Annotated in this window: 21 protein-coding genes; 8 read left to right on the top strand and 13 right to left on the bottom strand. The window is 58.4% G+C overall.

The annotated features are described in order from the left end of the window. Positions 1–10: 10 nt before the first annotated feature. The 6 genes from IF204_RS13950 to cysQ all read right to left on the bottom strand — a co-directional run bounded on the left by IF204_RS13950 (position 11) and on the right by cysQ (position 6,094). Positions 11–1,264: a glycosyltransferase family 4 protein gene (locus tag IF204_RS13950; protein WP_194097706.1), complete on the bottom strand. Its 1,254-nt coding sequence runs from the start codon at positions 1,262–1,264 to the stop codon at positions 11–13. Continuing rightward, positions 1,224–2,207, bottom strand: coding sequence for a UDP-glucose 4-epimerase GalE (gene galE, locus IF204_RS13945; RefSeq protein WP_194097705.1), 984 nt, complete (start codon positions 2,205–2,207; stop codon positions 1,224–1,226). The genes IF204_RS13950 and galE overlap by 41 nt, the downstream gene beginning before the upstream one ends. 29 nt (positions 2,208–2,236) lie before the next feature. Then, positions 2,237–3,130 (bottom strand): UTP--glucose-1-phosphate uridylyltransferase GalU, encoded by an 894-nt coding sequence (gene galU, locus IF204_RS13940; RefSeq protein ID WP_194097704.1) that lies wholly within the window; start codon positions 3,128–3,130, stop codon positions 2,237–2,239. A gap of 139 nt (positions 3,131–3,269) precedes the next feature. After that, complete coding sequence (locus tag IF204_RS13935; protein ID WP_194097703.1) at positions 3,270–4,499, bottom strand: glycosyltransferase family 2 protein; 1,230 nt, start codon at positions 4,497–4,499, stop codon at positions 3,270–3,272. Then, positions 4,496–5,296 carry a 3-deoxy-manno-octulosonate cytidylyltransferase gene (locus tag IF204_RS13930; protein WP_194097702.1) on the bottom strand — a complete coding sequence of 267 codons (801 nt, stop codon included), beginning with the start codon at positions 5,294–5,296 and terminating at the stop codon, positions 4,496–4,498. The genes IF204_RS13935 and IF204_RS13930 overlap by 4 nt, the downstream gene beginning before the upstream one ends. Beyond that, positions 5,297–6,094 (bottom strand): 3'(2'),5'-bisphosphate nucleotidase CysQ, encoded by a 798-nt coding sequence (gene cysQ / locus IF204_RS13925; RefSeq protein ID WP_194097701.1) that lies wholly within the window; start codon positions 6,092–6,094, stop codon positions 5,297–5,299. It abuts the gene before it with no gap. Between the two features lie 129 nt (positions 6,095–6,223). On the opposite strand from cysQ, the gene IF204_RS13920 reads away from it, so the two are divergent. After that, on the top strand, positions 6,224–7,045 hold the full coding sequence (locus IF204_RS13920) for an ABC transporter permease (RefSeq protein ID WP_194098236.1): 822 nt from the start codon (positions 6,224–6,226) through the stop codon (positions 7,043–7,045). On the opposite strand, the gene IF204_RS13915 is transcribed toward IF204_RS13920, so the two are convergent. Then, entirely contained in the window at positions 7,042–7,659 is a 618-nt protein-coding gene (locus IF204_RS13915) for an alpha-ketoglutarate-dependent dioxygenase AlkB family protein (RefSeq protein ID WP_194097700.1), read from the bottom strand. The two genes, IF204_RS13920 and IF204_RS13915, sit on opposite strands and share 4 nt — an antisense overlap. A gap of 189 nt (positions 7,660–7,848) precedes the next feature. Between IF204_RS13915 and dnaK the strand changes: the two genes are divergently transcribed. The 3 genes from dnaK (at position 7,849) to radC (ending at position 11,814) form a co-directional block, all read left to right on the top strand. Further along, positions 7,849–9,768: a molecular chaperone DnaK gene (gene dnaK, locus IF204_RS13910; RefSeq protein WP_194097699.1), complete on the top strand. Its 1,920-nt coding sequence runs from the start codon at positions 7,849–7,851 to the stop codon at positions 9,766–9,768. A 74-nt stretch (positions 9,769–9,842) separates the two neighbouring features. Further along, positions 9,843–10,994, top strand: coding sequence for a molecular chaperone DnaJ (dnaJ, locus tag IF204_RS13905; RefSeq protein WP_194097698.1), 1,152 nt, complete (start codon positions 9,843–9,845; stop codon positions 10,992–10,994). 64 nt (positions 10,995–11,058) lie between these two features. Further along, a complete protein-coding gene (gene radC, locus IF204_RS13900) occupies positions 11,059–11,814 on the top strand; it encodes a RadC family protein (protein WP_194097697.1) in 756 nt (251 codons plus the stop codon). On the opposite strand, the gene IF204_RS13895 is transcribed toward radC, so the two are convergent. Next, complete coding sequence (locus tag IF204_RS13895; protein ID WP_194097696.1) at positions 11,809–12,777, bottom strand: hypothetical protein; 969 nt, start codon at positions 12,775–12,777, stop codon at positions 11,809–11,811. The genes radC and IF204_RS13895 overlap by 6 nt on opposite strands. Positions 12,778–13,032: 255 nt before the next feature. Beyond that, positions 13,033–15,744, bottom strand: a complete 2,712-nt coding sequence (secA, locus tag IF204_RS13890) for a preprotein translocase subunit SecA (RefSeq protein ID WP_194097695.1) — start codon at positions 15,742–15,744, stop codon at positions 13,033–13,035. 186 nt (positions 15,745–15,930) lie between these two features. Here secA and IF204_RS13885 point away from each other — a divergent pair, with 186 nt between their 5' ends. The 4 genes from IF204_RS13885 to IF204_RS20230 all read left to right on the top strand — a co-directional run bounded on the left by IF204_RS13885 (position 15,931) and on the right by IF204_RS20230 (position 18,634). Then, complete coding sequence (locus IF204_RS13885) at positions 15,931–16,794, top strand: peptidylprolyl isomerase (RefSeq protein ID WP_194097694.1); 864 nt, start codon at positions 15,931–15,933, stop codon at positions 16,792–16,794. Between the two features lie 4 nt (positions 16,795–16,798). Continuing rightward, positions 16,799–18,013: a bifunctional glutamate N-acetyltransferase/amino-acid acetyltransferase ArgJ gene (gene argJ / locus IF204_RS13880; protein ID WP_194097693.1), complete on the top strand. Its 1,215-nt coding sequence runs from the start codon at positions 16,799–16,801 to the stop codon at positions 18,011–18,013. Further along, a complete protein-coding gene (gene mutT, locus IF204_RS13875) occupies positions 18,010–18,414 on the top strand; it encodes an 8-oxo-dGTP diphosphatase MutT (RefSeq protein ID WP_322743288.1) in 405 nt (134 codons plus the stop codon). Before argJ ends, mutT begins: the two co-directional genes overlap by 4 nt. 85 nt (positions 18,415–18,499) lie before the next feature. Continuing rightward, a complete protein-coding gene (locus tag IF204_RS20230; RefSeq protein WP_265588444.1) occupies positions 18,500–18,634 on the top strand; it encodes a hypothetical protein in 135 nt (44 codons plus the stop codon). 343 nt (positions 18,635–18,977) lie between these two features. On the opposite strand, the gene infB is transcribed toward IF204_RS20230, so the two are convergent. The 4 genes from infB to rimP are packed head-to-tail and all read right to left on the bottom strand — an operon-like array spanning position 18,978 to position 24,364. Continuing rightward, positions 18,978–21,512, bottom strand: a complete 2,535-nt coding sequence (gene infB, locus IF204_RS13870) for a translation initiation factor IF-2 (protein WP_194097692.1) — start codon at positions 21,510–21,512, stop codon at positions 18,978–18,980. Then, positions 21,509–22,144, bottom strand: a complete 636-nt coding sequence (locus tag IF204_RS13865; protein ID WP_194097691.1) for an RNA-binding protein — start codon at positions 22,142–22,144, stop codon at positions 21,509–21,511. Before IF204_RS13865 ends, infB begins: the two co-directional genes overlap by 4 nt. A gap of 19 nt (positions 22,145–22,163) precedes the next feature. Further along, complete coding sequence (nusA, locus tag IF204_RS13860) at positions 22,164–23,771, bottom strand: transcription termination factor NusA (RefSeq protein WP_194097690.1); 1,608 nt, start codon at positions 23,769–23,771, stop codon at positions 22,164–22,166. Positions 23,772–23,776: 5 nt separating this feature from the next. After that, complete coding sequence (gene rimP, locus IF204_RS13855) at positions 23,777–24,364, bottom strand: ribosome maturation factor RimP (RefSeq protein ID WP_194097689.1); 588 nt, start codon at positions 24,362–24,364, stop codon at positions 23,777–23,779. Positions 24,365–24,461 lie beyond the last annotated feature (97 nt).

Genomic DNA, 24,461 nt, shown 5'->3' with positions numbered 1-24,461 from the left:
GTCTCTCCGCTTACTGCTCAGGCTTAGCGTGTGCAGACTTTGTGCCAAATACCTTAGAGAAGTGTTGTTCCCACGTCGATGGCACGAAGGCTGTCACATGTTCTTCTCTTGATACTCCCATTATTTCGTTAACGGCAGTTCGCCAAGAAAAGTTATCCCGAGGATCGCGATAATCGGCATAATCTCCAAGTATTTCGCGGAATACGGGAATATTTGAGCAAATGACCGGAACGCCCATGGAGGCTGCCTCAACCGGTGTCAGTCCGAAGCCTTCGACGAGCGACGGACAGAGCAGTGCGCGGCTGCCGTGAATGATCGCCGCCAAAGCTCCGTCGCTCAGGTCGGGATATTCCTCCACCCCTTTTATCCCGCGGTCGAGCCGGTCGAAAACGGTCTTGTTCAGCCACCCGCGCGATCCACAAACAAACAGACGCGGACGGTTTTCGGGATCGAGCGACTGCCAGACTTCAAGAAGCAGCATGTGGTTTTTGCGCGGCTCGATAGTGCCCGCGATGACAAAGTAGTCGTCGCTGAGATCGATATGTTTCGGGACTTCGGCGAACTTCGGATCGGGCCTGTCGACGCCGAGGTGAGACACAATGATCTTTGGTACATTGCCCGCTTTTTCAAGGTGCTGTTTCACACGCTCTGCCGCGAAATCAGAGATGCAGATGACGCGCGCCGCATGTTTCGACACCGCTTTGATGGCATCCTCGAACCGTTCCACAACCCGCTGCCGCTGTGTTTCCGGATAATCGAGCGGAATGGTGTCGTGGATCATGACGTTGATATTGCCGCCAAATCCGACGTCGAGTGCCTGAAGCGTCGCCTCATCAAGGTTCTGGTGACCGATGAGGTAAAGCTCCGAATTTGCGGGCAGATAGGTCGTTAGCAGCAGCACCAAGCGACCGTGCCGCCCTCGACCGATCCGGTGGCGCCGTACAAGACTGTGCGCCGCGCGGACCTCATGCCGTTTGCGCCGCGCGAGGTAGGATTGCAGGTCCGCCCGCCCCCATGCGCCAGTTGTCACAGCCTTCTCGAAAGCCTTCCCGCCAGCGCGGTCCATCAGCACGAAACCGTGCGAAGTCCGGCAGAGGAAAAAGCAGGGTGCAGAATCAGCAAGGAACCGGCGTAGATACGCCAGTTCCACACGGTCAATTCCAGTCAGGGTTTTCCCGGCCCGCGAGGCCAATCTACTCAGGTCGAGAACCCTTGGAGTGTCTTCATTTGTCGTAGTGTCCACTCTGGTGCCAACGCCACGCATCGGTGATCATTGTTTTCAGTGTAGACCGCTGCGGCGTCCAGCCCAACTCCTCAATGGCGCGTGTGCTGCCAGAAACGAGTTTTGTTGCATCACCGGGACGTCGATCCCCCTCAACAATGGGGACTTCCTTGTTCGTGACCTCTGCCGAATAGGCAATAACTTCACGAACCGAAAAGCCACTACCAGTGCCAAGGTTGAACACGCGACTCTTTTTGCCATCCTCAAGCCACTTCACACCGAGCACGTGCGCGTCGACCAGATCGCACACATGGACGTAGTCGCGGATGCAGGTGCCATCGGGCGTATCGTAGTCGGTGCCGAATACGGTTAGCGCCGCACGCTTGCCGTCAATTGCGTCGAGCATCAGCGGAATAAGGTGCGTTTCAGGACGGTGGAATTCGCCAACTTCACCATCGGGATCGCCGCCAGCCACGTTGAAATAGCGGAAAATGACAGAACGCAGGCCATGGCTCTGTTCGAAATTCTCGAGGATATCTTCGATCGCACGCTTCGATGCGCCATAGGCGTTAATCGGTTCCTGTACGCAGTTTTCGTCAAGCGTCACGCCGTCCTGCTCGCCATAGGTGGCGCAGGTGGACGAGAAAACGAACTGCATACAATTTGCCGCAACAGCTGCTTCGATCAGGTTCAGCGACCCGACCACATTGTTGCGCCAGTACGCACCCGGATCCTTCATCGACTCGCCAACCTGGCTGAGCGCGGCGAAGTGCATCACGGCTACGGGCTTATATTTCGCGAAAACTTCGTCGAGACGCGGACGATCCAGCAGATCGCCTTGCTCGAACGGGCCGAATTTCACGGCGTCCTGCCAACCCGTAATCAGGTTGTCAAAAGTCACTGGCGTAAAGCCTGCGGCCCGCAGCGCTTTACACGCGTGCGAGCCGATATAACCGGCACCGCCGGTCACAAGCACATTGCTCATAGAATTCCCTTCCCTCGCGGGAGGCGACCTTATTGGGCCGCCTTACGTACCGCCAACATCTCATCCAGGAAGTCCTGGAATTCGTCACGAAGCTCTTCACGTGCCAGACCGAATGCAACGGTCGCCTGAAGGAAGCCAGCTTTCGAGCCACAATCATAGCGCTCGCCGCGGAAACGGTAGCCGTAAACTTCACGGCCTTCGGTCAGTTCGCGGGCAATCGCGTCGGTGAGCTGAAGCTCGCCGCCAGCGCCGCGGTCAATCTTGCCGAGGTTCTCCATAACCTGCGGGCCGAGGATGTAACGACCGATTACTGCGAGGTTCGACGGTGCGTCTTCCATCTTGGGTTTTTCGACCATGCCGCGGGTCGAAACCACGCTGCCCATGTCGTCTTTCACGTCAAGCACACCGTAAGCCGATGCCTTTTCCGGAGCCACTTCCATCGCAGCAACCATGTTACCGCCGGTTTCAGCGTAGGCTTCGACCATCTGCTGCAGGCACGGCTTTTCAGCGGCAATGACGTCGTCAGGCAGAATCACGGCGAAAGGCTCGTCGCCAATCAGACGGCGGGCACACCAGACAGCGTGGCCGAGGCCCTGCGCGCGGTGCTGGCGGATGTAAGCGATCGCACCGCTTTCCATGTAGGTCGATTGCAGCACTTCGAGCAGCTTGTCCTTGCCGGCTTCACGGAGCGATGTTTCCAGCTCCGGAGCGCAGTCAAAGTAATCTTCGAGCGCCGATTTGCCTTTGGAGGTAACGAAGATGAAGTCGGTGATACCTGCGGCGCGGGCTTCATCAATGGCGTACTGGATAAGCGGGCGATCAACGAGGGTCATGATTTCCTTGGGGACCGACTTGGTCGCAGGAAGGAAACGGGTACCCAGACCGGCAACAGGGAAAATCGCCTTTGTTACCTTTTTCTGCATTCTACTCTCCAAATATACAAACGCCCTGTGGGGCAATAATTCTTATATCACGCGGGCCCTCTTAACCAAAGTGAGGGCTACCCGCAGTTTGTTACATTTCCGCGTCAAACGTAACACCAAGGTCGTGATTTAGACCGTTTTAGGTACGTAGTGCTTCAATTCGTTGCAGTTCGCGCACGTTCCGAGCGCGCTTGGTCCAGATTCTGAAGGCAGGGTCGCTCCTCTCCGATTTCCCGAAAAGCCCGCCCTGTTGCAACCAGATTCCTTCATCAGTGAACTTTACGCGGTGACGTAGAGCGGTGAGTGAATACCTCAAGATCGTGATGCGGTGTCCGTCATCACGTGCCTCAACCGCCTTCTGGTGGATTTGACTATAGTTATACCAACGCGCGTTCATCGAAATGTGGCCCATCGGCTTGGTCTCCGCCTCAAACGTCAGATAAGGCTGTTCGGACGCGCCGATAGGCTGCAAGTCCTGCGGCCGCGCCAAGTGGCCTTCATCAGCGCCGACGTCATAGGTTTTCATGAGCCGCCTCACATCGCGCGGTTCGATCCGCCCCTCGATCAGATGTTTGATCGCGCCGTTTTCCTGCTCTTTCCGGTGAAAACGATGAAGCCGCCCACGAATGTCCTCGGGTGCGTGCTTACGCAGGAACACGGCGATGCTTCGCCCCGTATGGAACAGGCTCATCGGCGCACGATCCGCGCGGCGACGTTCGCTTGAGTGGTAGCCGTGATGGACAACAGCCTTGGGGACGATCGCGGTGTCACCACCAGCGGCAGCGATCCGCAGGTTCAGGTCCGTCTCGTCCATATAGAATTGATACGCCGGATCGAAGCCGCCGAGTTTACAAACAAACTCGCGATCAAAGGCCATGTTCGTGCCTTCGGTCTTGATCGCCTCGCTCTTTTCGCCGCGCACAACGACCGTTTCATCGCCCTCGATGGTGAGGAGCTGCGTGCGTCCTTCGCAATTCACACTCCGCGCGGGCCATTGTAGCGAAATGCCATTGCGACCAAGGACATAGCCGCCTGCCGCCACAGCATCACCAGATGCAATCGGTGCGATAAGATGATCGAGCCAGCGCGGCTCTGGTACTGCGTCGTCGTCAATGAACGCCACAATATCCCCCGCCGCGTTCTGCAAACCGACGTTTCGCGCCATCGAGATATTGGGGATATCGAACCGGACGAGCTTGATACGACCTTGATAGCCGCGCCCGACGAGTTCCTCGAAACCGTCCATGTCCGCGACAACAACGATCTCGAAATTGGTGTAGAAAAGTTGGGACAGGCCATTGATGCACCGCCGCAGAGCGGTGGGCCGATTGCGGCTGACAACAATGACGCTGACCCGCGGGGTCGTCACGCGACCCCCATACCTTTGAGCATGGCTTCGATGCGTGGCACGTCTTCGGGGTTGTTCAGTTCCCAGAACTTGCGGCCACGACCTTCGACCTCGACGCAGAGGACATGCACACCGCGCTCGAGGAAGCGCAACTGCTCCAGACCTTCGAGCTTTTCCAGCGGACCGGCATTCCAGCGCGAATAGGCCGCCAGCGCCGAAGGACGGTAGGCATAGACGCCGACGTGGTGGAACACAGGCGTTTCGTCTTCGTCGCCGTAGGTCTTTCCGGTGTACGGAATAACTTCCTTCGAAAAGTACAACGCGTTGTTATCGATACCGAAAACAGCAGTCGTGCCACCGACGCGGCCTGCTTTGCGGTCGTCGAGGAAACCGTTCAGAGCTTCACCCTCGGTCCTCAGAACCGGCGTAGCCACTTCAGCGACCGGAGACTTCTTCAGCCCCTCGATCAGTTCCTCAACGAACCACGGCGGCGTCAGTGGCGCGTCGCCTTGCAGGTTCACCACCACGTCAAACCCGCCACCCAGCGTATCAAAGGCTTCGGCGCAGCGCTCGGTGCCGTTCTGGCAGGCCTCGGAGGTCATCACGACCTCCGCGCCGAACGCTTCCGCAGCTTCGCGGATACGGTCGTCGTCAGTCGCGACAACGACGCGATCCACACCCTTAACCTGCATCGCAGCATCCCAACTACGCCGGATCAGGCTCTTGGCCTCGCCCGAGGCGCCGGTCAGTTCGACAAGCGGCTTACCCGGATAACGGGTCGATGCGTAGCGGGCGGGAATGACGATAAGTGTGGGCAATCAAGCCTCCTTCAGATCAACGCCGGGAGCGTAGGCGATGAAGAACGGATTTGCGAAGGTTTCCTTGCCGTAGCGCAGCGGCTGGTGGTTGTCGAAACGCACGACGTCGCCGCCTGCACCGACCAGAACGGCATGACCGGCTGCGGTGTCCCACTCCATCGTGCGGCCAACGCGCGGATAGATGTCGGCTTCGCCTGTGGCAACGAGGCAGAATTTCAGCGACGAACCGGCGCTCTTGGAGTCGGCAACATTGTATTTGTTGATATAGTCATCAGTCGCCTGATCGCGGTGCGATTTCGACGCAACGACCAGCAGAGCGTTGTTGTCAGGCGTGCTGACGCGGATCGGCTTGGTCTCGCCCACGGTTTCTTTATCGAACGGACCCATTTCCTCGACCGCGTTGCCACCGGCGTCGGTGTAGAACAAGCGCTCTTTCGCGGGTGCATAGACAACGCCGCGCACCGGCGAGCCGTCCATGACATAAGCGATGTTCACGGTGAAATCGCCGCGACGCTTTACGAATTCCTTGGTGCCGTCGAGCGGATCGACGATGAGGAAGGTGCTGACGTTCTGGTCGTGGCTGTCGGCCTGCTCCTCAGTCACCAGCGCAACATCCGGAAACTCAGCGCGCAGACCGGCGGAGATCAGGGCGTCGGCCGCTTCGTCGGCCTCGGTCACGGGGCTTTCGTCGCTCTTCGTTTTTACTTCGAAATCGGGGCTGTTGTAGATCTCCATGATCTTGTCACCGGCTTCGAGAGCAAGGCGGCGCATCACCGTCGTAAGTTTAACCAAATCCATGTTAATCTCCTAATAAATGCAATCGCCTAATATTGATCGCGTCGTCGACGCTTCTTATGGTAAAGCCACATTGGAACGGCAAGCCTCGCGTTGGCTTTGTCTCCGAATAGGACCCGAATGGATCAGCAGATTTTCAACACCTACAAACCACAGTCTATGTGGGCATCGGCGTTAAATATCGCTGAACTGACATTCCATTCGACCGTGCGAGAAATCCGCAAGGGCCACAAGAATGCGATTGTAGGTCTCCTGCTGAATATGCTGCAGGCGCTTATTTTCGTGGGCGCTTTCTACGCAATGTTTCAGGTTTTAGGCGTTCGAAGAGCGCAAATCCGCGGCGACTTCCTACTCTATATTATGTCGGGCGTGTTTCTGTTCATGACGCACGCGAAGGCAATGGGCGCTGTTTTCGGTGCCGAAGGCGCAACGTCGTCGATCCTGAAGCACGCGCCATTGAACTCTATCATCATGATCGCATCGGCCGCTTTGGCCTCGCTCTATACGCAGGTGCTGTCGATGGTGACGATTCTCTACGTCTATCACGTTATCGGAAACCCGATCGAGATTGACGACCCCATTGGCGCGATGGCGATGTTCCTGCTGGCGTGGTTCTCGGGCATCGGTGTGGGGATCATCTTCCTATCGATGAAGCCGTGGTTCCCCGACTTTGCCCGCATCGCGCAAACGGTCTACGCCCGTACCAACATGATCGCGTCGGGCAAGATGTTCGTCGCGAACGCCACGCCGGGCTACATCCTCGCGCTGTTCGACTGGAACCCGCTGTTCCACTGCATCGATCAGGAACGCGGCTATGTGTTCGAGAACTATTTCCCGCACCACAGCTCGATCTGGTATCCGGTCGTGGTAAGTGTCGCCTGCCTAGTGCTCGGCCTGATGGCTGAATTCTTCACCCGCCGTCACGCATCAGCAAGCTGGGGCGCTGGCCGCTAAGTCACCACTCGCATTGTGACATTGATCCGTCCGCCATTGGGGAGCAGCGACGACGATCCCGCGCGAATGCGATCAATACCGTGATAGAGCAAACGCGCCTCGCCGCCTATGACGCAGACATCTCCGCTTTCCAGCCAGATGCTTTCGGTTTTGCCGCCGCGTTCAAGATTGCCGATCCGGAACAGCGCGGCATCGCCGAGCGAAATGGACACTACGGGTGCGTTGAAATCCGCTTCGTCCTTGTCCTGATGCATCCCCATTTTGGCGTCGAAGCCGTAGAAGTTGATGAGGCAGCTTTCGGGATCGCGATCAAACCCACTGACTGTGCGCCAGACATCCAGCACGCTCGCAGGCACCTCCGGCCACGGAACGCCAGAAGGGTGCTTCGGCTCATAGCGATAGCCGCGGCGATCGGTAACCCATCCGAATTTACCGGCGGAGGTCATCCGTACAGACATTTCCTTCCCGCTTGGCGTGACGGGAGAAAAAAGAGGGGCGGACTTCACCACTCCGCGTAAATCTTCAACCATTGCGATCTGCTGCTCGGGCGACAAAAGCTGCTTCCACACGGGAATCTGGCGCACGACGACCGTTGGTTCGGGACTATTTTTCATTGCTCGATCACCAAGTTGCAAATTTAGCACAGTTTGTACTTCTCACCCCGTTGCAGGGCGCAATGTCGCCTCCTATATACCGCTTGATCCAATGAACGGATTTATTTCCGTTCTGGAACAACCAGCAAGGTGCGGATGCCGCCGATCGGGTTCGCGCCGCTCAAACCGCTTAAGAAAGGGCTTTGAAACATGGGAAAAGTCATCGGGATTGACCTCGGTACCACCAACTCCTGCGTTGCCATCATGGACGGCTCCAAGCCGCGCGTTATCGAAAACGCCGAAGGTGCCCGTACCACGCCGTCGATCGTCGGCTTCACCGAAGATGAACGCCTCGTCGGCCAGCCGGCAAAGCGTCAGGCTGTCACCAACCCGGATAACACCGTCTTCGCTGTAAAGCGTCTGATTGGTCGCCGCGTTGATGACGCTGCAGTAGAAAAAGACAAGAAACTCGTCCCCTATTCCATCGTGAACGGTGGCAATGGTGACGCATGGGTAGAAGTACGCGGTGACAAGTACTCCCCGTCGCAGGTTTCGGCTTTCATCCTCCAGAAGATGAAAGAAACCGCCGAGTCGTACCTCGGTGAAGAAGTAACCCAAGCCGTTATCACCGTTCCGGCTTACTTCAACGACGCCCAGCGTCAGGCAACCAAAGACGCCGGCAAGATCGCCGGTCTCGAAGTGCTGCGCATCATCAACGAGCCGACCGCTGCCGCTCTGGCATACGGTCTGGACAAGGAAGAAACCAAAACCATCGCGGTCTATGACCTTGGTGGTGGTACCTTCGACGTCACCATCCTCGAGATCGACGATGGCCTGTTCGAAGTGAAGTCGACCAACGGCGACACCTTCCTCGGTGGTGAAGACTTCGACATGCGCATCGTCAACTACCTCGCTGACGAGTTCAAAAAAGAGCATGGCGTCGACCTGACCAAGGACAAGATGGCTCTGCAGCGCCTCAAGGAAGCTGCTGAAAAGGCCAAGATCGAACTGTCCTCGTCGCAGCAGACCGAAATCAACCAGCCGTTCATCTCGATGGGCACCAACGGCCAGCCGCTGCACATGGTCATCAAACTGACCCGCGCGAAGCTGGAAAGCCTTGTTTCGGACCTGATCAAGAACTCGATCAAGCCGTGTCAGGCTGCTCTGAAAGACGCCGGCCTGACCACTTCGGACATCGACGAGGTTGTTCTCGTCGGCGGTATGACCCGTATGCCGAAGGTCATGGAAGAAGTATCGAAGTTCTTCGGTAAAGAGCCGCACAAGGGTGTGAACCCGGACGAAGTCGTTGCCATGGGCGCTGCCATTCAGGCCGGTGTTCTTCAGGGCGACCTGAAAGACCTCGTTCTGCTCGACGTGACCCCGCTGTCACTCGGCATCGAAACCCTCGGTGGTGTATTCACCCGTCTGATCGACCGCAATACCACGATCCCGACCAAAAAGTCCCAGGTCTTCTCGACCGCCGAGGACAACCAGTCGGCCGTGACCCTGCGCGTCTTCCAAGGCGAGCGTGAAATGGCTGCCGACAACAAGATGCTCGGTCAGTTCAACCTCGAAGACATCCCGCCGGCTCCGCGCGGCATGCCGCAGATCGAAGTCACCTTCGACATCGACGCCAACGGTATCGTCTCGGTCGCTGCCAAAGACAAAGGCACCGGCAAAGAGCAGTCGATCACCATTCAGGCTTCTGGCGGTCTGTCGGACGCCGACATCGAGAAGATGGTCAAGGATGCCGAAGCCAACGCTGACGCCGACAAAAAGCGCCGCGAACTGGTTGAAGCCAAGAACCAGGCTGAAAGCCTGATCCACTCGACCGAGAAGTCGATCGAAGAACATGGCGACAAGGTTGACCCGTCGACCGTCGAAGCCATCGAACTAGCTCTGGCCGCTCTGAAGGACGAACTGGAAAACGACAACCCGGACAAGATCAAAGCCGGCATCCAGAACGTCACCGAAGCTGCGATGAAGCTTGGCGAAGCCATCTATAAGGCAAGCCAGGATGAGGCAGACGGCGGCAACTCGGCGCAGAAGGCCGCTGACGAAGAGGGTGCCGACGACGACATCCTCGATGCCGATTTCGAAGATCTCGGCGAAGACAAGCGCGGCCAATAAGGCCCAAGGCACAAACGGAAAGACCGGCCTGACAAACCGGGCCGGTCTTTTTCCTTGCCTTTAAGGGGGAACGAATGTCCAAACGCGATTACTACGAAGTGCTCGGCATTTCCAAAGGCGCGACCGCTGAGGAAATCAAAAAGGGCTATCGTAAAAAAGCCAAGGAACTCCACCCTGACCGCAATGCGGACAATCCCGACGCCGAATCGCAGTTCAAAGAAGCGAACGAAGCCTACGACGTCCTGAAAGACCCCGAAAAGAAAGCTGCATACGACCGCTACGGTCACGCGGCATTCGACGGCGGTATGGGCGGACATCCGGGCGCAGGCGGCGGATACCGCGGTGGAAATGGCGACTTTGCATCTGCTTTCTCGGACGTCTTCGACGATCTGTTCGGCGACTTCATGGGTGGCCGTGGTGGTGGCGGACGTCCGCGCGCTCAGCGTGGTAACGACCTGCGCTACAACCTCGGTATCTCGCTCGAAGAAGCCTACACGGGTAGCCAGAAGACGATCCGTGTACCGACGGCAGTGGCCTGTGGCTCCTGTGACGGCACCGGCGCCGAAGGCGGCAGCGAGCCCGTCACCTGTCCGACCTGTTCGGGCATGGGTAAGGTCCGTGCGCAGCAGGGCTTCTTTACCGTAGAGCGCACCTGCCCGACCTGTAACGGCAACGGCCAGATCATCAAGAACCCGTGCAAGGTCTGTCACGGTGCGGGACGTGTTGAGAAAGAGAAATCGCTCTCGGTCAATATTCCGGCTGGCGTCGAAACCGGCACCCGCATTCGCCTCGCTGGCGAAGGTGAGGCCGGTATGCGTGGCGGACCAACCGGCGATCTCTATATCTTTATCGAGGTCGCAGAGCATTCGCTGTTCCAACGCGACGGCGCGACGCTGTTCTGCCGCGTACCTGTGTCGATGGTCGATGCAGCGCTCGGCGGTGACGTCGAAGTGCCGACGATTGACGGTGGCCGCAGCCGCGTCCGCATTCCCGAAGGCAGCCAGTCCGGCCGCCAGATGCGTCTGCGCGGAAAGGGTATGCCTGCCCTCCGTGGCGGCGGTCAGGGCGATATGCTGATCGAGTTGCAGGTGGAAACGCCGGTCAAGCTGACAGCGCGTCAGAAAGAGCTCCTTGCCGAATTCCAAGAAGAGAGCGCCGAAAACAACCCGAACACCTCGCGGTTCTTCTCGGCGGTCAAAGGCTTCTGGGATTCCATGAAAGGCTAAGACTAAGGGCGGTCCTCGGATCGCCCTTTACGCTTTATTAGGTACTTTTTGCGATGCTCTGCATATGACCGAGCATCCCCACATGGCCGAAGCGCCACTCCTTTTTCTTGCAGCCTCTGATGAGGTACCCGTAACGGGTGCCAAAGCTCCGTCCTATCTGCGGGATCACCGCAAACGTCTGCGCGAGAGGTTCATGAAGGGCGGCTCTGCAGCTGTGGCCGACTACGAAATGCTTGAGCTTGTGCTGTTCAGGGCCATCCCGCGTCAGGACGTCAAACCGCTGGCGCGCGCACTGATTGAGCACTTCGGCGACTTCGGTCGGGTGATAGCCGCGCCCGATGCTCAGCTACGTGGCATCAACGGCGTGGGTGAGGCCGTGGTTTGCGAACTGAAGATCGTTGAGGCAGCCGCACAGCGTCTAGCCCGAGCTAAGGTCATGCAGCGCGCCGTCATCAGCAGTTGGGACGCTGTGCTGGACTACTGCCACACCGTGATGGCGCACAGAGAGATCGAGCAGTTCCGCATCCTGTTTCTCGATCGAAAGAACGTGCTGATAGCCGATGAAGAACAGGCGCGAGGTACCGTCGATCATGTGCCCGTCTACCCCCGCGAGGTCGTCAAACGTGCGCTCGAACTGAACGCTTCTGCGCTGATCCTCGTGCACAATCACCCGTCCGGCGACCCTACCCCATCCGAGGCGGATATCAGCGTGACGCAGCAGATCGAGGCGGCAGCCAAAGTCCTCGGTCTATCGCTTCATGACCACCTGATTATTGGCAAGTCGTCAGAGCTCAGCTTCCGAGCCGAAGGGCTGTTATGAGCGGATCGGAAACTGGAGGTCTTGGAACATGTTCTTCAGGACGATGATGTCACCAATCGCGCTGCAATCGGGCATCCGTAGCGTCAGATCGACCGCATCGGGAAGCGCGGCGCCGTTGACCTGAATGCTCTGTGCGGCGACGTCCTGACCGCAGTTGTTGGCGGTGATGACAGCCTCGGTACTCAGCTCGACAGTGCCTTCCTGACCAGGTTCGCTAGCGGGGAATGTATAGACCTCTGCCAAGTGCGCGTTCTCGGCGCTGTTATCGCCCAGCTTCATCAGGAAGCCCTGCCCTTCGTCAGCTGCGAAAGCCGATCGTGGCGAGTTAGACCAGACATGGCCAGTATCGCCAAATCCTGCGCCGAATTCGAAGGCATGCATCGACACAGCGGCCTCGCCCTTCCATTGCAGCACCGCGCGGTCGTATTGGGCCAGCTCAGGCACTTCCGAGATGGCGACAGCACCATAGCCATTCGCAAATTCCGCAATGAAAATCGCGTGCTCAGTCAGTGCGGGAACATCGACAAGCAATTGCCCAGCAGCATCGGTCGTCGCGGTGAAGATCATCCCCTGATGGTGGATGGTCAGCGCGGTCGACGGATAGCACGAGGCATTCAGGGACAGCCGCACAAGCGCGAAGTCACCGGTTTGTGCACTCAGCGACGGTGTGCAGCTGATCTCGACCTGAGGGGCCGCTCCGACGGCAGCGTCGGGCATGACAGCGGCGGCCAACTGCGGAACCATCATCGGCACTTCGGGGGTCTCGAACGCGGGCAGCTCGAACGATGCGGTCGCAACCTCGGGCGCCCAGAGCGTCGGCGTCTGGATGGAGACTGTGTAGTCCTCCGGCGTGTCCTCACCGAACCTCGCCGCCATCGCGTTTTCGTTCTGCATCACGAAGCCGATGCACAGCGCGACCGTGAAGGTCGATCCGATGGTGAGTGTCTTGCGGAGGAAGGACATAACGCCCCCAATCAATGCCGTTTCGTTCCAGACAAAGATCGCTCGTAAAAGTGGTATCCAGAGGCCCGCGAGTGGGAAACATATGGGCCGAAATGAGGCATTTGCCCTGAATTGGACCGTTCCGGCCTCTCGTGTCGCGCGAAACAGGGCAAAACTATGCCATCGCGCTGAAGTCACCTATCCGATTGGAATCGGTTCCCACAAATGAAAACGGGCGCCACTGGGGCGCCCGCTAATCACAAAAGACCGAAAGGATCAGGCAATGCGGCCATGGCAGTGCTTGAACTTCTCGCCCGAACCACAGGGGCACGGGTCATTGCGGCTCGGGTTGCCCCAAGTCGACTCGTCGTTTTCATCAAAACCCGGACGTGCCTCGGCTGCCGGAGCCTCAGCGGCAGGTGTCGGTGCCGGAGCAGCCGCACCCGCTTGCGCCTCACGCTGCTGCTGAATGTAGCGCTTGAGCAGTTCTTCCTGCTGTTCCTTGGTCATCGGCTGAACGCGCGACAGCTTCTGGGTCACTTCCTCACGGAGCGACTCGAGCAGGCTTTCGAACAGCTGGAAGGCTTCGGTCTTGTATTCATTCAGCGGATCGCGTTGCGCGTAGCCACGGAAACCAACGACCGAACGCAGGTGTTCGAGACGCAGAAGGTGTTCACGCCATTTGCCATCAATGGTCTGCAGAAGGATCTGCTTCTCGATGTTGCGCATGGTGTCGAAGCCAAAGGCTTCTTCCTTCTCGGCCATCATCTTGTCAGCGGCTTCGACGAGGCGATCACGGACGACTTCATCGTCAACGCCGTCTTCTTCGGCCCACTGGATGACCGGCATGTCGATGCCCAGCTTTTCGATCACAGCAGCATAGAGCCCCTGCATATCCCACTGATCAGCGTAGGAACGCTCGGGGACGTACTGGTCGACCAGATCCTCGATCACGTCGTGACGCATGTCTTTGACGGTCTCGGAGAGGTTATGGTTTTCCATGATTTCACGACGCTGGCGGAAGATCACCTTACGCTGATCGTTCATCACGTCGTCGAACTTCAGAAGCTGCTTACGAATGTCGAAGTTGCGGCCTTCGACCTTCGCCTGTGCGCGTTCGAGCGTCTTGTTCACCCACGGGTGGATGATCGCTTCGCCCTCTTTCATGCCTAGACCCGACAGGACCTTGTCCAGACGGTCGGAGCCGAAAATGCGCATCAGGTCGTCTTCGAGCGACAGGAAGAACACCGAACGGCCGGGGTCACCCTGACGGCCCGAACGACCGCGCAGCTGGTTGTCGATACGGCGGGATTCGTGACGCTCGGTCGCGAGAACGAACAGACCGCCCGCGTCTTTGACTTCCTGCTCGGCCGAGGCGTGTTCTGCTTCGATCTGGCGGCGGACTTCATCGGGGTCGGCTTCGGGGCTGGCTGCAATTGCGTCCATCACCTTCATCTCGACGTTGCCGCCGAGTTTGATGTCGGTACCACGGCCAGCCATGTTGGTCGCGATAGTGACGGCGCCCATCTTACCAGCGTCAGCCACGATCTGCGCTTCCTGCTCGTGCTGGCGCGCGTTCAGAACGTTGTGCGGCACGCCTGCATTTTTCAACAGGGTCGACAGGTATTCGGACTTGTCGATCGAGGTCGTACCGACCAGCACCGGTTGACCGGTCTCGTGGGCTTTCTCGATCTCTTTGACGATCGCGCCGAACTTTTCCTGCGCCGTACGATACACCTGGTCGTGCTCGTCGAGGCGCTGGACCGGACGGTTGGTCGGAATGTCGACCACGCCGAGGCCGTAAATTTCGGCGAATTCGTCAGCCTCGGTCATTGCAGTACCGGTCATGCCGGCGAGCTTGTCGTAAAGGCGGAAGTAGTTCTGGAAGGTCACCGAGGCGAGGGTCACGTTTTCCGGCTGGATCGCCACGTTTTCCTTGGCTTCGATCGCTTGGTGCAGACCGTCCGACAGACGGCGGCCGGACATCATGCGGCCGGTGAATTCGTCGATGAGGACAATCTCTTTGCCGTCGCGAACGATGTAGTCCTTGTCGCGCTGGAACAGCTTGTGGGCACGCAGCGCCTGATTCACGTGGTGAACGATAGTGCTGCTCTCCGGATCGTAGAGCGACTGGCCTTCGGGCAGTATCGCTTCGGCGCGGAGGCGCTGTTCGAGGAAGTCATTACCGTCGTCGGTGAAGGTCACCTGACGGGACTTTTCATCCATCGTGTAGTGGTCGTCCGACAGGGTCGGGATCACACGGTCGATCGCCATGTAAAGGTCAGAGCGGTCCTGCGCAGGGCCCGAAATGATAAGCGGCGTACGCGCTTCGTCGATCAGGATCGAGTCGACCTCGTCCACAATCGCGAAGTAATGGTCGCGCTGCATCATCTGGTTCAGCTCGGACTTCATGTTGTCGCGCAGATAGTCGAAGCCCAGCTCGTTATTCGTCGAGTAGACGATATCGCAGGCGTAGGCTTTCTTCTTGTCCGCTTCGGGCTGGTTCGGCACCACGATGCCGGTCGTCAGACCGAGCGCCGAGTAGACCTTGCTCATCCATTCGGCGTCGCGCTTGGCGAGGTAGTCGTTCACGGTGACGACGTGGACGCCGCGACCGGTGAGGCCGTTGAGATAAGCGGGGAAGGTCGCGACGAGCGTCTTACCTTCACCGGTGCGCATTTCGGCGATGTTGCCGCGATGCATGAAGATGCCGCCGGTCATCTGCACATCGAAGGCACGCAGGCCGAGGGCGCGCTTGGCGGCCTCACGACAGTTTGCGAACGCTTCGGGAAGCAGGTCGTCAAGGCTCTCGCCCTTGGCGATACGCTCCTTGAATTCCGCGGTCTTCTCTTTCAGTCCTTCGTCGGAAAGCTTTTCGAACTCCGGCTCCAGCGCGTTGATTTTTGCGATAATCGGCCGTGTTGCCTTAACTTGGCGGTCGTTCGCGGTGCCAAACACCTTTTTGGCAAGCGTTCCGAATCCCAGCATGTTTTCTCCGCGCCCTCGTATCGGGGCTTGTTGACGTCGTTATGATGAGGACGTTCCTTGTCGGCCCAGTCCTCAAAGCCTACACATTGGCAAGCTGTCCTCCCTCAGGAGCCTTGAAGGGAAATAGGGGGAGGGCCATAAACTGTCAACGCCACGGGCTTCCGTGGCCTTAATAGGAACGGATTAATGAAGAAATTTGCCACATTCGCCACGGCAAGCGCTGTCGCTCTGATTGCAGCCGCAGCACAAGCGCAGGACACTGCCGAAGCCGCAACGGCGGACGTGAACGCCGACACGGTCGTTGCGACTGTTGACGGTACCGACATCACCGTTGCCAACATCATCATTGCAGCCTCCGCCCTGCCCCAGCAGTACCAGCAGCTTCCGTCTGACGTGCTGTGGGAAGGTGTTCTTAACCAACTGATTCAACAGCAACTTCTGGCTGACGACCTTGAGAACGTACCGGCCCGCGCGAAGTACGCGATTGAAAACGAAGAACGCACCATTCTCGCCGGTGAAGTGCTCGCCCGTGTGAGCGAAGAAGCCGTTTCGGAAGAGGCCGTGAACGCCGCCTACGAAAAGATGGTCGCCGACTTCGTACCGGCCACCGAATACAACGCTTCTCACATTCTCGTGCAAACCGAAGAAGAAGCGCAGGCTGTCGTCGAACGCCTCGGCGCTGGCGAGGAATTCGCTGACGTTGCGGCAGACGTTTCGCTCGACACCACCTCGGCCAACGGCGGCAACCTCGGTTGGTTCGGCACTGGCGTCATGGTCCCCGAGTTTGAAAACACCGTCACCTCGCTTGAAAAAGGCGAAGTCTCCGATCCGGTCCAGACCCAGTTCGGCTGGCACATCGTAAAGCTGGAAGACACCCGTGACACCGAAGCACCGACGCTTCAGCAGACCGCTGGCCAGCTTGCGAACGAAATCCAGACCGCTGCGATTGACGAATACGTCGCCGGGCTCGAAGAAGGTGCTGACGTTACCCGCAGCGAGGTCGAGTTCGATCCCGCTCTGATCTCCAACATCCAGCTTCTGGACCAGTAAAAACATGCCCGTCTCGCCACTTGCTCCTGCCTCTTTCCCTGAACTTCCAGTTATCGAGGGCGTCCGCTTTGCTACCGCAATGGCTGGCGTGAAGTACAAGAACCGCACCGATGTGATGCTCGCCGAACTGGCGGAAGGCAGCACCGTTGCGGGCGTTTTCACACGCTCTGCCACGCGGTCGGCCAACGTGCTGGACTGTCAGGCCAAAAACGGCAAATCGCAGGCGGGACGGGCCGCCATCATTGTAAACTCGGGCAATTCCAATGCCTTCACCGGTCGCAACGGTGTGGAAGCTGTGAATAGCCTCTGCGCGTCGGTGGCCGAGCAAACTGGCATCGCGACAGACCGCATCTTTACGTCCTCCACGGGCGTGATCGGCGAGCCCCTGCCCTACGACCGCATCACAGCCAAGATCAGCGAACTGCAGAGCAACCTGTCCGCCGAAACGCTGCCTGAAGCCGCGAAGGCGATCATGACCACCGACACCTTCCCCAAGGGCTCGGCTGCGACGATCGATGTGGACGGGAAGCAGGTGAAGATCTCGGGCATCGCCAAGGGGTCGGGCATGATCGCGCCCGACATGGCGACGATGCTTGTATACATCTTTACGGACGCCCAGATCGGCCACGAGGCGCTTCAGGGCATCCTCTCGAAGCTGACCGACAAGACCTTCAACTGCATCACCGTCGACAGCGACACCTCCACCTCCGACACGCTGCTGATCGGTGCAACCGGCGCTTCGGGCGTCGACGTCACCGGAAATGCGGACTTCGAGGACGCGCTCCACAAGGTCATGCTCGACCTGTCGCATCAGGTGATCCGCGACGGCGAAGGTGCGACCAAGTTTGTCGAAATCCAAGTTACTGGCGCCGCCAATGACGCCGATGCCAAGCGCGTTGGTCTTTCGGTCGCCAACTCTCCGCTCGTGAAGACCGCTATCGCCGGTCAGGACGCTAACTGGGGCCGCATCGTGGCTGCCGTGGGCAAGTCGGGCGCTGAAGCCGACCGCGACCGCCTGTCGATCCGTTTCGGTGATATCACCGTGGCTGAGAACGGCTGGCGCGCGCCGAATTATTCGGAAGACGAAGCCGCGGCCTACATGAAGAACGAAGAGCTGGTGATCGGTGTCGACCTCGGCATTGGTTCTGGCGCTTCGACCGTGTGGACCTGCGACCTGACCTACGAATACATCCGGATCAACGCGGACTATCGCTCGTGAGCAAGAAGATCATCCTCGTTTCCGCAGTTGCGCTCATCGATGTCGATGGGCGCGTTCTGCTCGCACAACGTCCCGAAGGCAAATCCCTCGCTGGTCTGTGGGAATTTCCTGGCGGCAAAGTCGAGCCTGGCGAGACACCTGAAGCAGCCCTGATTCGCGAACTGCATGAGGAACTGGGCATCGAAACCTGGGACGCCTGTCTGGCGCCTCTTACTTTTGCGAGCCATAGCTACGATGATTTCCACCTCCTGATGCCCCTCTTTGCCTGCCGTCGTTGGAACGGTACGCCGAAGGCACAGGAAGGCCAGACGCTGAAGTGGGTGCGTGGAAACGAGCTTCGGGATTACCCAATGCCTCCTGCCGATATCCCTCTGATACCGATCCTCCGCGACTGGCTATAGGGAACAATCCCTCTGCTTGCTTAATCGAAGAGCCGATTTTCCTTAAAGTTGTAATGTACCCAGTATCTTTTTGGAGAATCGGACAATGTTCCGCACCATCACCATCGGCACCTGTGTGTCTGTCCAAGGACTGTTCGTCCGCCAACTCGAAGACGGACGTGTTGTTGTCCGCGTCGAGGACCGTCAGTTCGTTGGAAAGCCAGTCAACAAAGCTGCATAGCAGCATTCTTTGCTGCGACGCAGAAATCATCACGCAAGATAAAAATAATTTGTGTCATTTGCGTGAAATTTTCGTGCGCACCCAATAACCCTGCGGTAGAACAAGACATCACTCATGCAAACAGGTGTCAAAATGCTCAGAACCATCGTGGTAGGAAGTTGCGTTTCTGTGCAGGGTCTTTTCGTTAAGGCTCTCGAAAACGGTCGTATCGTTGTGGAGGTCAACGGTCGCCAGTTCGCAGGAACGCCCATCGCACGTAACTAAATACCAAGCGCCACTCCGAAACGAAAAAGGGACAGTCTTTCGACTGTCCCTTTTTTTAATTGGTTTGTGGGCAGCCCGATTACAGGCTGCGCTCCACTTCTTCGCGCTCGAAGATTTCGATGACATCGCCAGGGCGGATGTCGTCGTAGTTCTCGAAAGCCATACCGCATTCCTGACCGGAGATGACTTCTTTGACTTCGTCCTTGAAGCGCTTGAGCGTCTTGAGCGTGCCTTCGTGGATAACCACGTCGTCGCGCAGAAGGCGCACACCGGCCGAGCGGCGGGCAACACCTTCGGTGACGAGACAGCCAGCAACCTTACCAACGTTCGAGACCTTGAATACTTCGCGGATCGACGCGTAGCCGATGAAGTTTTCGCGGACTTCGGCAGACAGCAGACCCGAGGCCGCTTTCTTCACGTCGTCTACGAGGTCGTAGATTACCGAGTAGTAGCGGATCTCGACGCCCTTCTGGTTGGCCGAGTTACGGGCCGGAGCGTTTGCACGAACGTTGAAGCCCATGACCGGAGCGCCCGATGCTTCGGCGAGGCCGATATCGGTTTCGGTGATCGCGCCTACACCGTGGTGCAGAACGCGGACGCGGACTTCGTCGTTGCCGATTTTTTCCATCGCCTGAACGATAGCTTCGGCAGAACCCTGAACGTCGGCTTTAACCACGATCGGCAGTTCGGCAACGTTCTTGTCCTCTTTGGCTTTCGCCATGAGCTGTTCAAGGGTCGTTGCAGCACCGGCAGCGGCACGCTTCTCTTTGGCAGCGTGAGCACGGTAGTCAGCGATTTCGCGGGCCTGAGCTTCGGTCTCGACAACGTTGAGCACGTCACCGGCTTCCGGCGTACCGTTGAGGCCGAGGACCTCGACCGGAACCGACGGGCCAGCTTCTTCGACGCGGTCTCCCTTGTCGTTGATCAGCGCGCGGACCTTACCCCACTGCTCGCCCACGACGAAGATATCGCCGCGCTTGAGAGTGCCGTTCTGAACCAGAACGGTGGCAACCGGACCACGACCGACGTCGAGCTGGGCTTCGATGACAGCACCGGCAGCAGCGCGATCTGGGTTCGCTTGAAGTTCGAGGATTTCAGCCTGAAGCGCGATCGCTTCGAGCAGTTCCGGAAGACCTTTGCCGGTCTTCGCCGAAACTTCGACATCCTGAACGTCGCCGCCCATTTCTTCCACGAGAACTTCGTGTTGGAGCAGGTCGGTACGAACCTTCACAGCGTTGGCTTCCGGCTTATCGCACTTGTTGATGGCAACGATCATCGGAACCTTCGCGGCTTTCGCGTGAGCGATTGCTTCGATGGTCTGCGGCATGACCGCGTCGTCAGCAGCAACTACGAGAACAACGATGTCGGTCACCTGAGCACCGCGGGCACGCATCGAAGTAAACGCCGCGTGGCCCGGAGTGTCGAGGAACGACAGAACCGCACCAGAGTCGGTGGTTACCTGATAAGCACCGATGTGCTGAGTGATGCCGCCGGCTTCGCCGGAAACAACGTTTGCTTTACGAATTGCGTCGAGCAGCGAGGTCTTACCGTGGTCAACGTGACCCATGATGGTGATAACCGGCGGACGGGCCTGAAGGTCTTCCGTCTTGTCCTCGACCTGATCGATCGCCTGTTCAACGTCGGCATCCGACACACGCTGAACGCGGTGGCCGAATTCTTCGATGATCAGTTCTGCGGTGTCCGCGTCGATCGACTGGTTCTGGGTCGCCATGATACCGTTTTGCATCAGCGACTTCACAACGTCAGCGACACGTTCGGCCATACGGTTGGCAAGCTCCGCAACGGTGATGATTTCCGGAAGCTGGACTTCACGGACAACCTTTTCACGCTGCTGCTGGCCGCCGATAGCTTTCTGGCGGGCCTTTTCCTGCTTACGGCGCATTGCTGCGATCGAACGCTGACGACCACCGTCGCGACCCGACAGTGCGTCGTTCAGCGACAGTTTGCCCGAACGACGGTTGTCGTCGCCACGGCCTTTGCCACGGTTCTGCTTGGTGTCGTTGTTACGGTTGTCGCGTTCGCGATCCGGCTTGCGTGCACCGGTCGGACCAGCACCGCGCGCTTCGGCAGCTTGTGCAACCGACGGGTCAGCCGGAGCTTGCGATGCAGCTGCGGGCTGCTGGCGCTTCTCTTTGGCGGCAGCTTTCTGCTGTGCGTCGCGCTTGGCGGCCTCTTCGGCTTCACGCTTCTTGCGCTCTTCTTCCTCGGCCTTGGCGCGAAGTGCTTCTTCGCGTTCGCGCTCTTCGCGCTCCTTGGCTTCGGCTTCGGCCTTACGGCGCTCACGCTCTTCTTCGCGTGCACGTTCTTCGGCTTCGCGCTTGGCTTGATCATCTGCTTCGCGGGCTTTCGCCATCGCGAGTGCCTTCATACGGCGTTCCAGTTCGGCATCCGAAATGCCAGCCGGACGACGCGAAGGATCACCGGCTTTCGGCGAGGCCGAACCGGACTTCGACGCGCCGGGCTTCGGTACCACGACGCGCTTACGCTTGGTTTCTACCACGACGTTCTTGGTGCGTCCGTGGCTGAAGCTTTGCTTCACATTGCCAGCGCCGCCGCGGAGACCAAGTGGTTTTTTACCGTCGTTATCGCTCATGTCGATTCTTTATCCTTTCCGGTGGCCCCATTGCCGCCGTCAGTGTCGCGCATGCTTTTCAGCTTCGCTGCTTCCTCTACAACACGGTCGCTGAGTCCGCCAGTCGCGAGCGCGCCATGTATCACACTTTGCCGTCCGAAAGCCAAACCCAATTCCTCGGCACTCAGACAGTCGAAATAGCGGGCGCCCTGAGGCGTCCAGAGTTTGGCCTTACCGCGGACTGAGCCGTCGTTCGCTTGGAGCAGAACGCGGACGTTTTCTCCGCCGGCCAGCCAGCCTTTGACCTTTTCAAAGCCGCAAACCGCGAGGCCCGCCTTGCGAGCTAGGGCGATTAGATCGACAACGCGCTTGACGAGCTGGCGTTCCACCTCGTCTACAAGTGCGTCCGGTACGGTTACGGCCATTTTGGCGGAGCGCGAGAACTGTCCCTTGCCCGCCTTTTCAATCACATCGCGCGAGGCGGTGACCCACAGTCCACGCCCCGGCAGTTTCTCAAGCACGTCGGGTACGACCTGATTGTCAGGACCGACCACAAATCGGATCAGTCCTGCTTTGGGTTGGACTTCGCCAGTGACAATGCACTTACGCTCGGAGTCCGCTTCCCTGTTCTTATGTTGGCCGCCACGTGTCAATTTACAAGGTCTCCGAGGATTACTCCTCTGCCTCCTCTACTTCTTCTTCGTCTTCATCAGCTTCGAGCTCGGCCGGATCGACCCAACCCAGCATGATGCGGGCGGTCATGATCATGGTCTGCGCTTCTTCGAGGCTGACATCGAACTGTTCCAGAACACCGTCGTCCTTCACGCGCTGGCCGTCGACGGTGGTCCAACCACCTGCGAGTTCCCAGTCTGCGCAAGTTGCGAAGTCTTCAAGAGTTTTCACGCCGTCGTTGGCCAGAGCTTCGACCATCTGCGGGGTGAGGCCGTCGAACTCGATGAGGCTCTCTTCGACACCCATGCTGCGGGCGTTTTCGAGGGCTGCACGGTTCTGCGCTTCGAGGAAATCACGAGCACGGGCCTGAAGCTCTTCAGCGGTGCCTTCGTCAACACCGTCGATCACCAGCAGTTCGTCGAGGTCGACATAGGCGACTTCTTCGAGGTTGGTGAAGCCTTCCGAAACCAGAAGCTGGGCGAAGAATTCGTCGAGATCCAGAGTGTTGACGAACAGCTTGGTGCGCTCTTCGAACTCTGCCTGACGACGCTTGGATTCTTCTTCCTCAGTCATGATATCGATGTCGAGAGCGGTCAGCTGCGAAGCCAGACGCACGTTCTGACCACGGCGGCCGATGGCCAGTGACAGCTGTTCTTCCGGAACCACGACTTCGATCTTGCCGGCCTCTTCGTCCAGAACAACCTTCGATACTTCAGCCGGTTGCAGTGCGTTGACGAGGAAGGTCGGGGTGTCTTCATTCCACGGAATGATGTCGATCTTTTCGCCCTGAAGCTCGTTCACAACGGCCTGTACGCGCGAACCACGCATACCGACGCAAGCGCCGACAGGGTCGATCGAGCCATCGTAGGACACAACGGCGATCTTTGCGCGCGAACCCGGATCACGGGCGACAGCTTTGATCTGGATGATGCCTTCGTAGATTTCCGGCACTTCCATCTTGAACAGCTCGGACATGAATTCCGGAGCGGTACGCGACAGGAAGATCTGCGGGCCACGCTGTTCGCGGCGGACGTCCTTAACGAACGCACGAACGCGGTCACCGGGGCGATATGCTTCGCGGCCAATCTTCTCGTTGCGGCGCAGAACAGCTTCACCAGCGCCTACATCGACGATGACGTTGCCGTATTCTTCGCGCTTGACCAGACCGTTGACGATGGTGCCAACGCGGTCTTTGAATTCGTTGTACTGCTTGTCACGCTCGGCTTCGCGGACCTTTTGCAGGATGACCTGCTTGGCCGACTGCGCAGCGATACGGCCGAGTTCAACCGGCGGAACTTCTTCGGAGTACGTGTCACCCACCTGCGGGTTTTCCATGTACTGCTTGGCCTGCTCGACGGTCATCTCAGCTTGGTAGTTTTCCAGCTCTTCGTCTTCGACGACGGTGCGGACGCGGGTAAAGGTCGCCTTACCGGTCTTGCGGTCGATCGAGACGTGGATGTCCATCTCGGAGCCGTAGCGCGACTTCGCAGCGCGGGCGAGCGACTCTTCCATCGCTTCGACCACGAGGCCCGGATCGATCATCTTCTCGCGCGCGACTGCTTCAGCGGTTTGCAGCAGTTCGAGCTGGTTGGCAGAGGTGATTGCCATGTCAGTTACTCCTCGTCGCCATCAATGATGGTCTCAACTTCGTCAAACTGGGCCTCGTCGATCTGGCCCTTGTCCTTGCGACCGCGCAGTACTTCGCGGATCAGTTCATCTGTCAGCACCAATTTGGCGTCCGACAGCCATTCGAATTTCAGACCGATGGTCACGTCATCCTTCTGGTCGTCCAGAGTGATGAGGACTTCACCGTCTTCGGTGCCCTGAAGCACGCCCTTAAAGCGGCGGCGACCGTCGATCAGCTCATCGGTTTCGAGCTTGGCCACATAACCGGCCCACTGATCAAAGTCCTTGAGGCGGGTCAGCGGGCGGTCGATGCCCGGCGACGACACTTCAAGGTCGTAAGCTTCGATAATCGGGTCTTCGACGTCCAGAACAGCAGAGATCGCGGTCGAAATCTCGCCGCAGTCATCCACTTCGATGGTGCCGTCGGGCTTCTGGGCCATAACCTGAAGCGTGGTCTGTTTGGTGGTTTTCGTCAGCCGGACGCGCACGATTTCGAACCCCATGTCTTCAACGACAGGGGTAATTATCTCTGCGACACGGCGGTCCATTGCCGCTTTGGCGATAAGATCATTCATCGGTAGTCCAAAAACAAAAAAACGGGCTCGCGGCCCGTCGATATTTCCCGGTGGAACCTCAGGTCAGTGACCGAAGGTGCCGCTGTTGAAAGGCGAT

Source organism: Marivivens aquimaris, from assembly GCF_015220045.1.
Taxonomy (GTDB): Bacteria; Pseudomonadota; Alphaproteobacteria; order Rhodobacterales; family Rhodobacteraceae; genus Marivivens; species Marivivens aquimaris.
Note: the sequence above shows the minus strand (reverse complement) of the source record. Positions and strands in the feature narration are given on the sequence as shown.

Bases quoted from the DNA above. Each gene is read 5' to 3' on its own strand.
- dnaJ (WP_194097698.1), top strand. From the start codon at position 9,843: ATGTCCAAACGCGATTACTACGAAGTGCTCGGCATTTCCAAAGGCGCG.
- infB (WP_194097692.1), bottom strand. From the start codon at position 21,512: ATGAGCGATAACGACGGTAAAAAACCACTTGGTCTCCGCGGCGGCGCT.
- IF204_RS13915 (WP_194097700.1), bottom strand. From the start codon at position 7,659: ATGAAAAATAGTCCCGAACCAACGGTCGTCGTGCGCCAGATTCCCGTG.
- dnaK (WP_194097699.1), top strand. From the start codon at position 7,849: ATGGGAAAAGTCATCGGGATTGACCTCGGTACCACCAACTCCTGCGTT.
- galU (WP_194097704.1), bottom strand. From the start codon at position 3,130: ATGCAGAAAAAGGTAACAAAGGCGATTTTCCCTGTTGCCGGTCTGGGT.
- IF204_RS13895 (WP_194097696.1), bottom strand. From the start codon at position 12,777: ATGTCCTTCCTCCGCAAGACACTCACCATCGGATCGACCTTCACGGTC.
- rimP (WP_194097689.1), bottom strand. From the start codon at position 24,364: ATGAATGATCTTATCGCCAAAGCGGCAATGGACCGCCGTGTCGCAGAG.
- nusA (WP_194097690.1), bottom strand. From the start codon at position 23,771: ATGGCAATCACCTCTGCCAACCAGCTCGAACTGCTGCAAACCGCTGAA.
- radC (WP_194097697.1), top strand. From the start codon at position 11,059: ATGACCGAGCATCCCCACATGGCCGAAGCGCCACTCCTTTTTCTTGCA.
- IF204_RS13885 (WP_194097694.1), top strand. From the start codon at position 15,931: ATGAAGAAATTTGCCACATTCGCCACGGCAAGCGCTGTCGCTCTGATT.
- galE (WP_194097705.1), bottom strand. From the start codon at position 2,207: ATGAGCAATGTGCTTGTGACCGGCGGTGCCGGTTATATCGGCTCGCAC.
- cysQ (WP_194097701.1), bottom strand. From the start codon at position 6,094: ATGGATTTGGTTAAACTTACGACGGTGATGCGCCGCCTTGCTCTCGAA.
- argJ (WP_194097693.1), top strand. From the start codon at position 16,799: ATGCCCGTCTCGCCACTTGCTCCTGCCTCTTTCCCTGAACTTCCAGTT.
- secA (WP_194097695.1), bottom strand. From the start codon at position 15,744: ATGCTGGGATTCGGAACGCTTGCCAAAAAGGTGTTTGGCACCGCGAAC.
- IF204_RS20230 (WP_265588444.1), top strand. From the start codon at position 18,500: ATGTTCCGCACCATCACCATCGGCACCTGTGTGTCTGTCCAAGGACTG.
- IF204_RS13950 (WP_194097706.1), bottom strand. From the start codon at position 1,264: ATGCGTGGCGTTGGCACCAGAGTGGACACTACGACAAATGAAGACACT.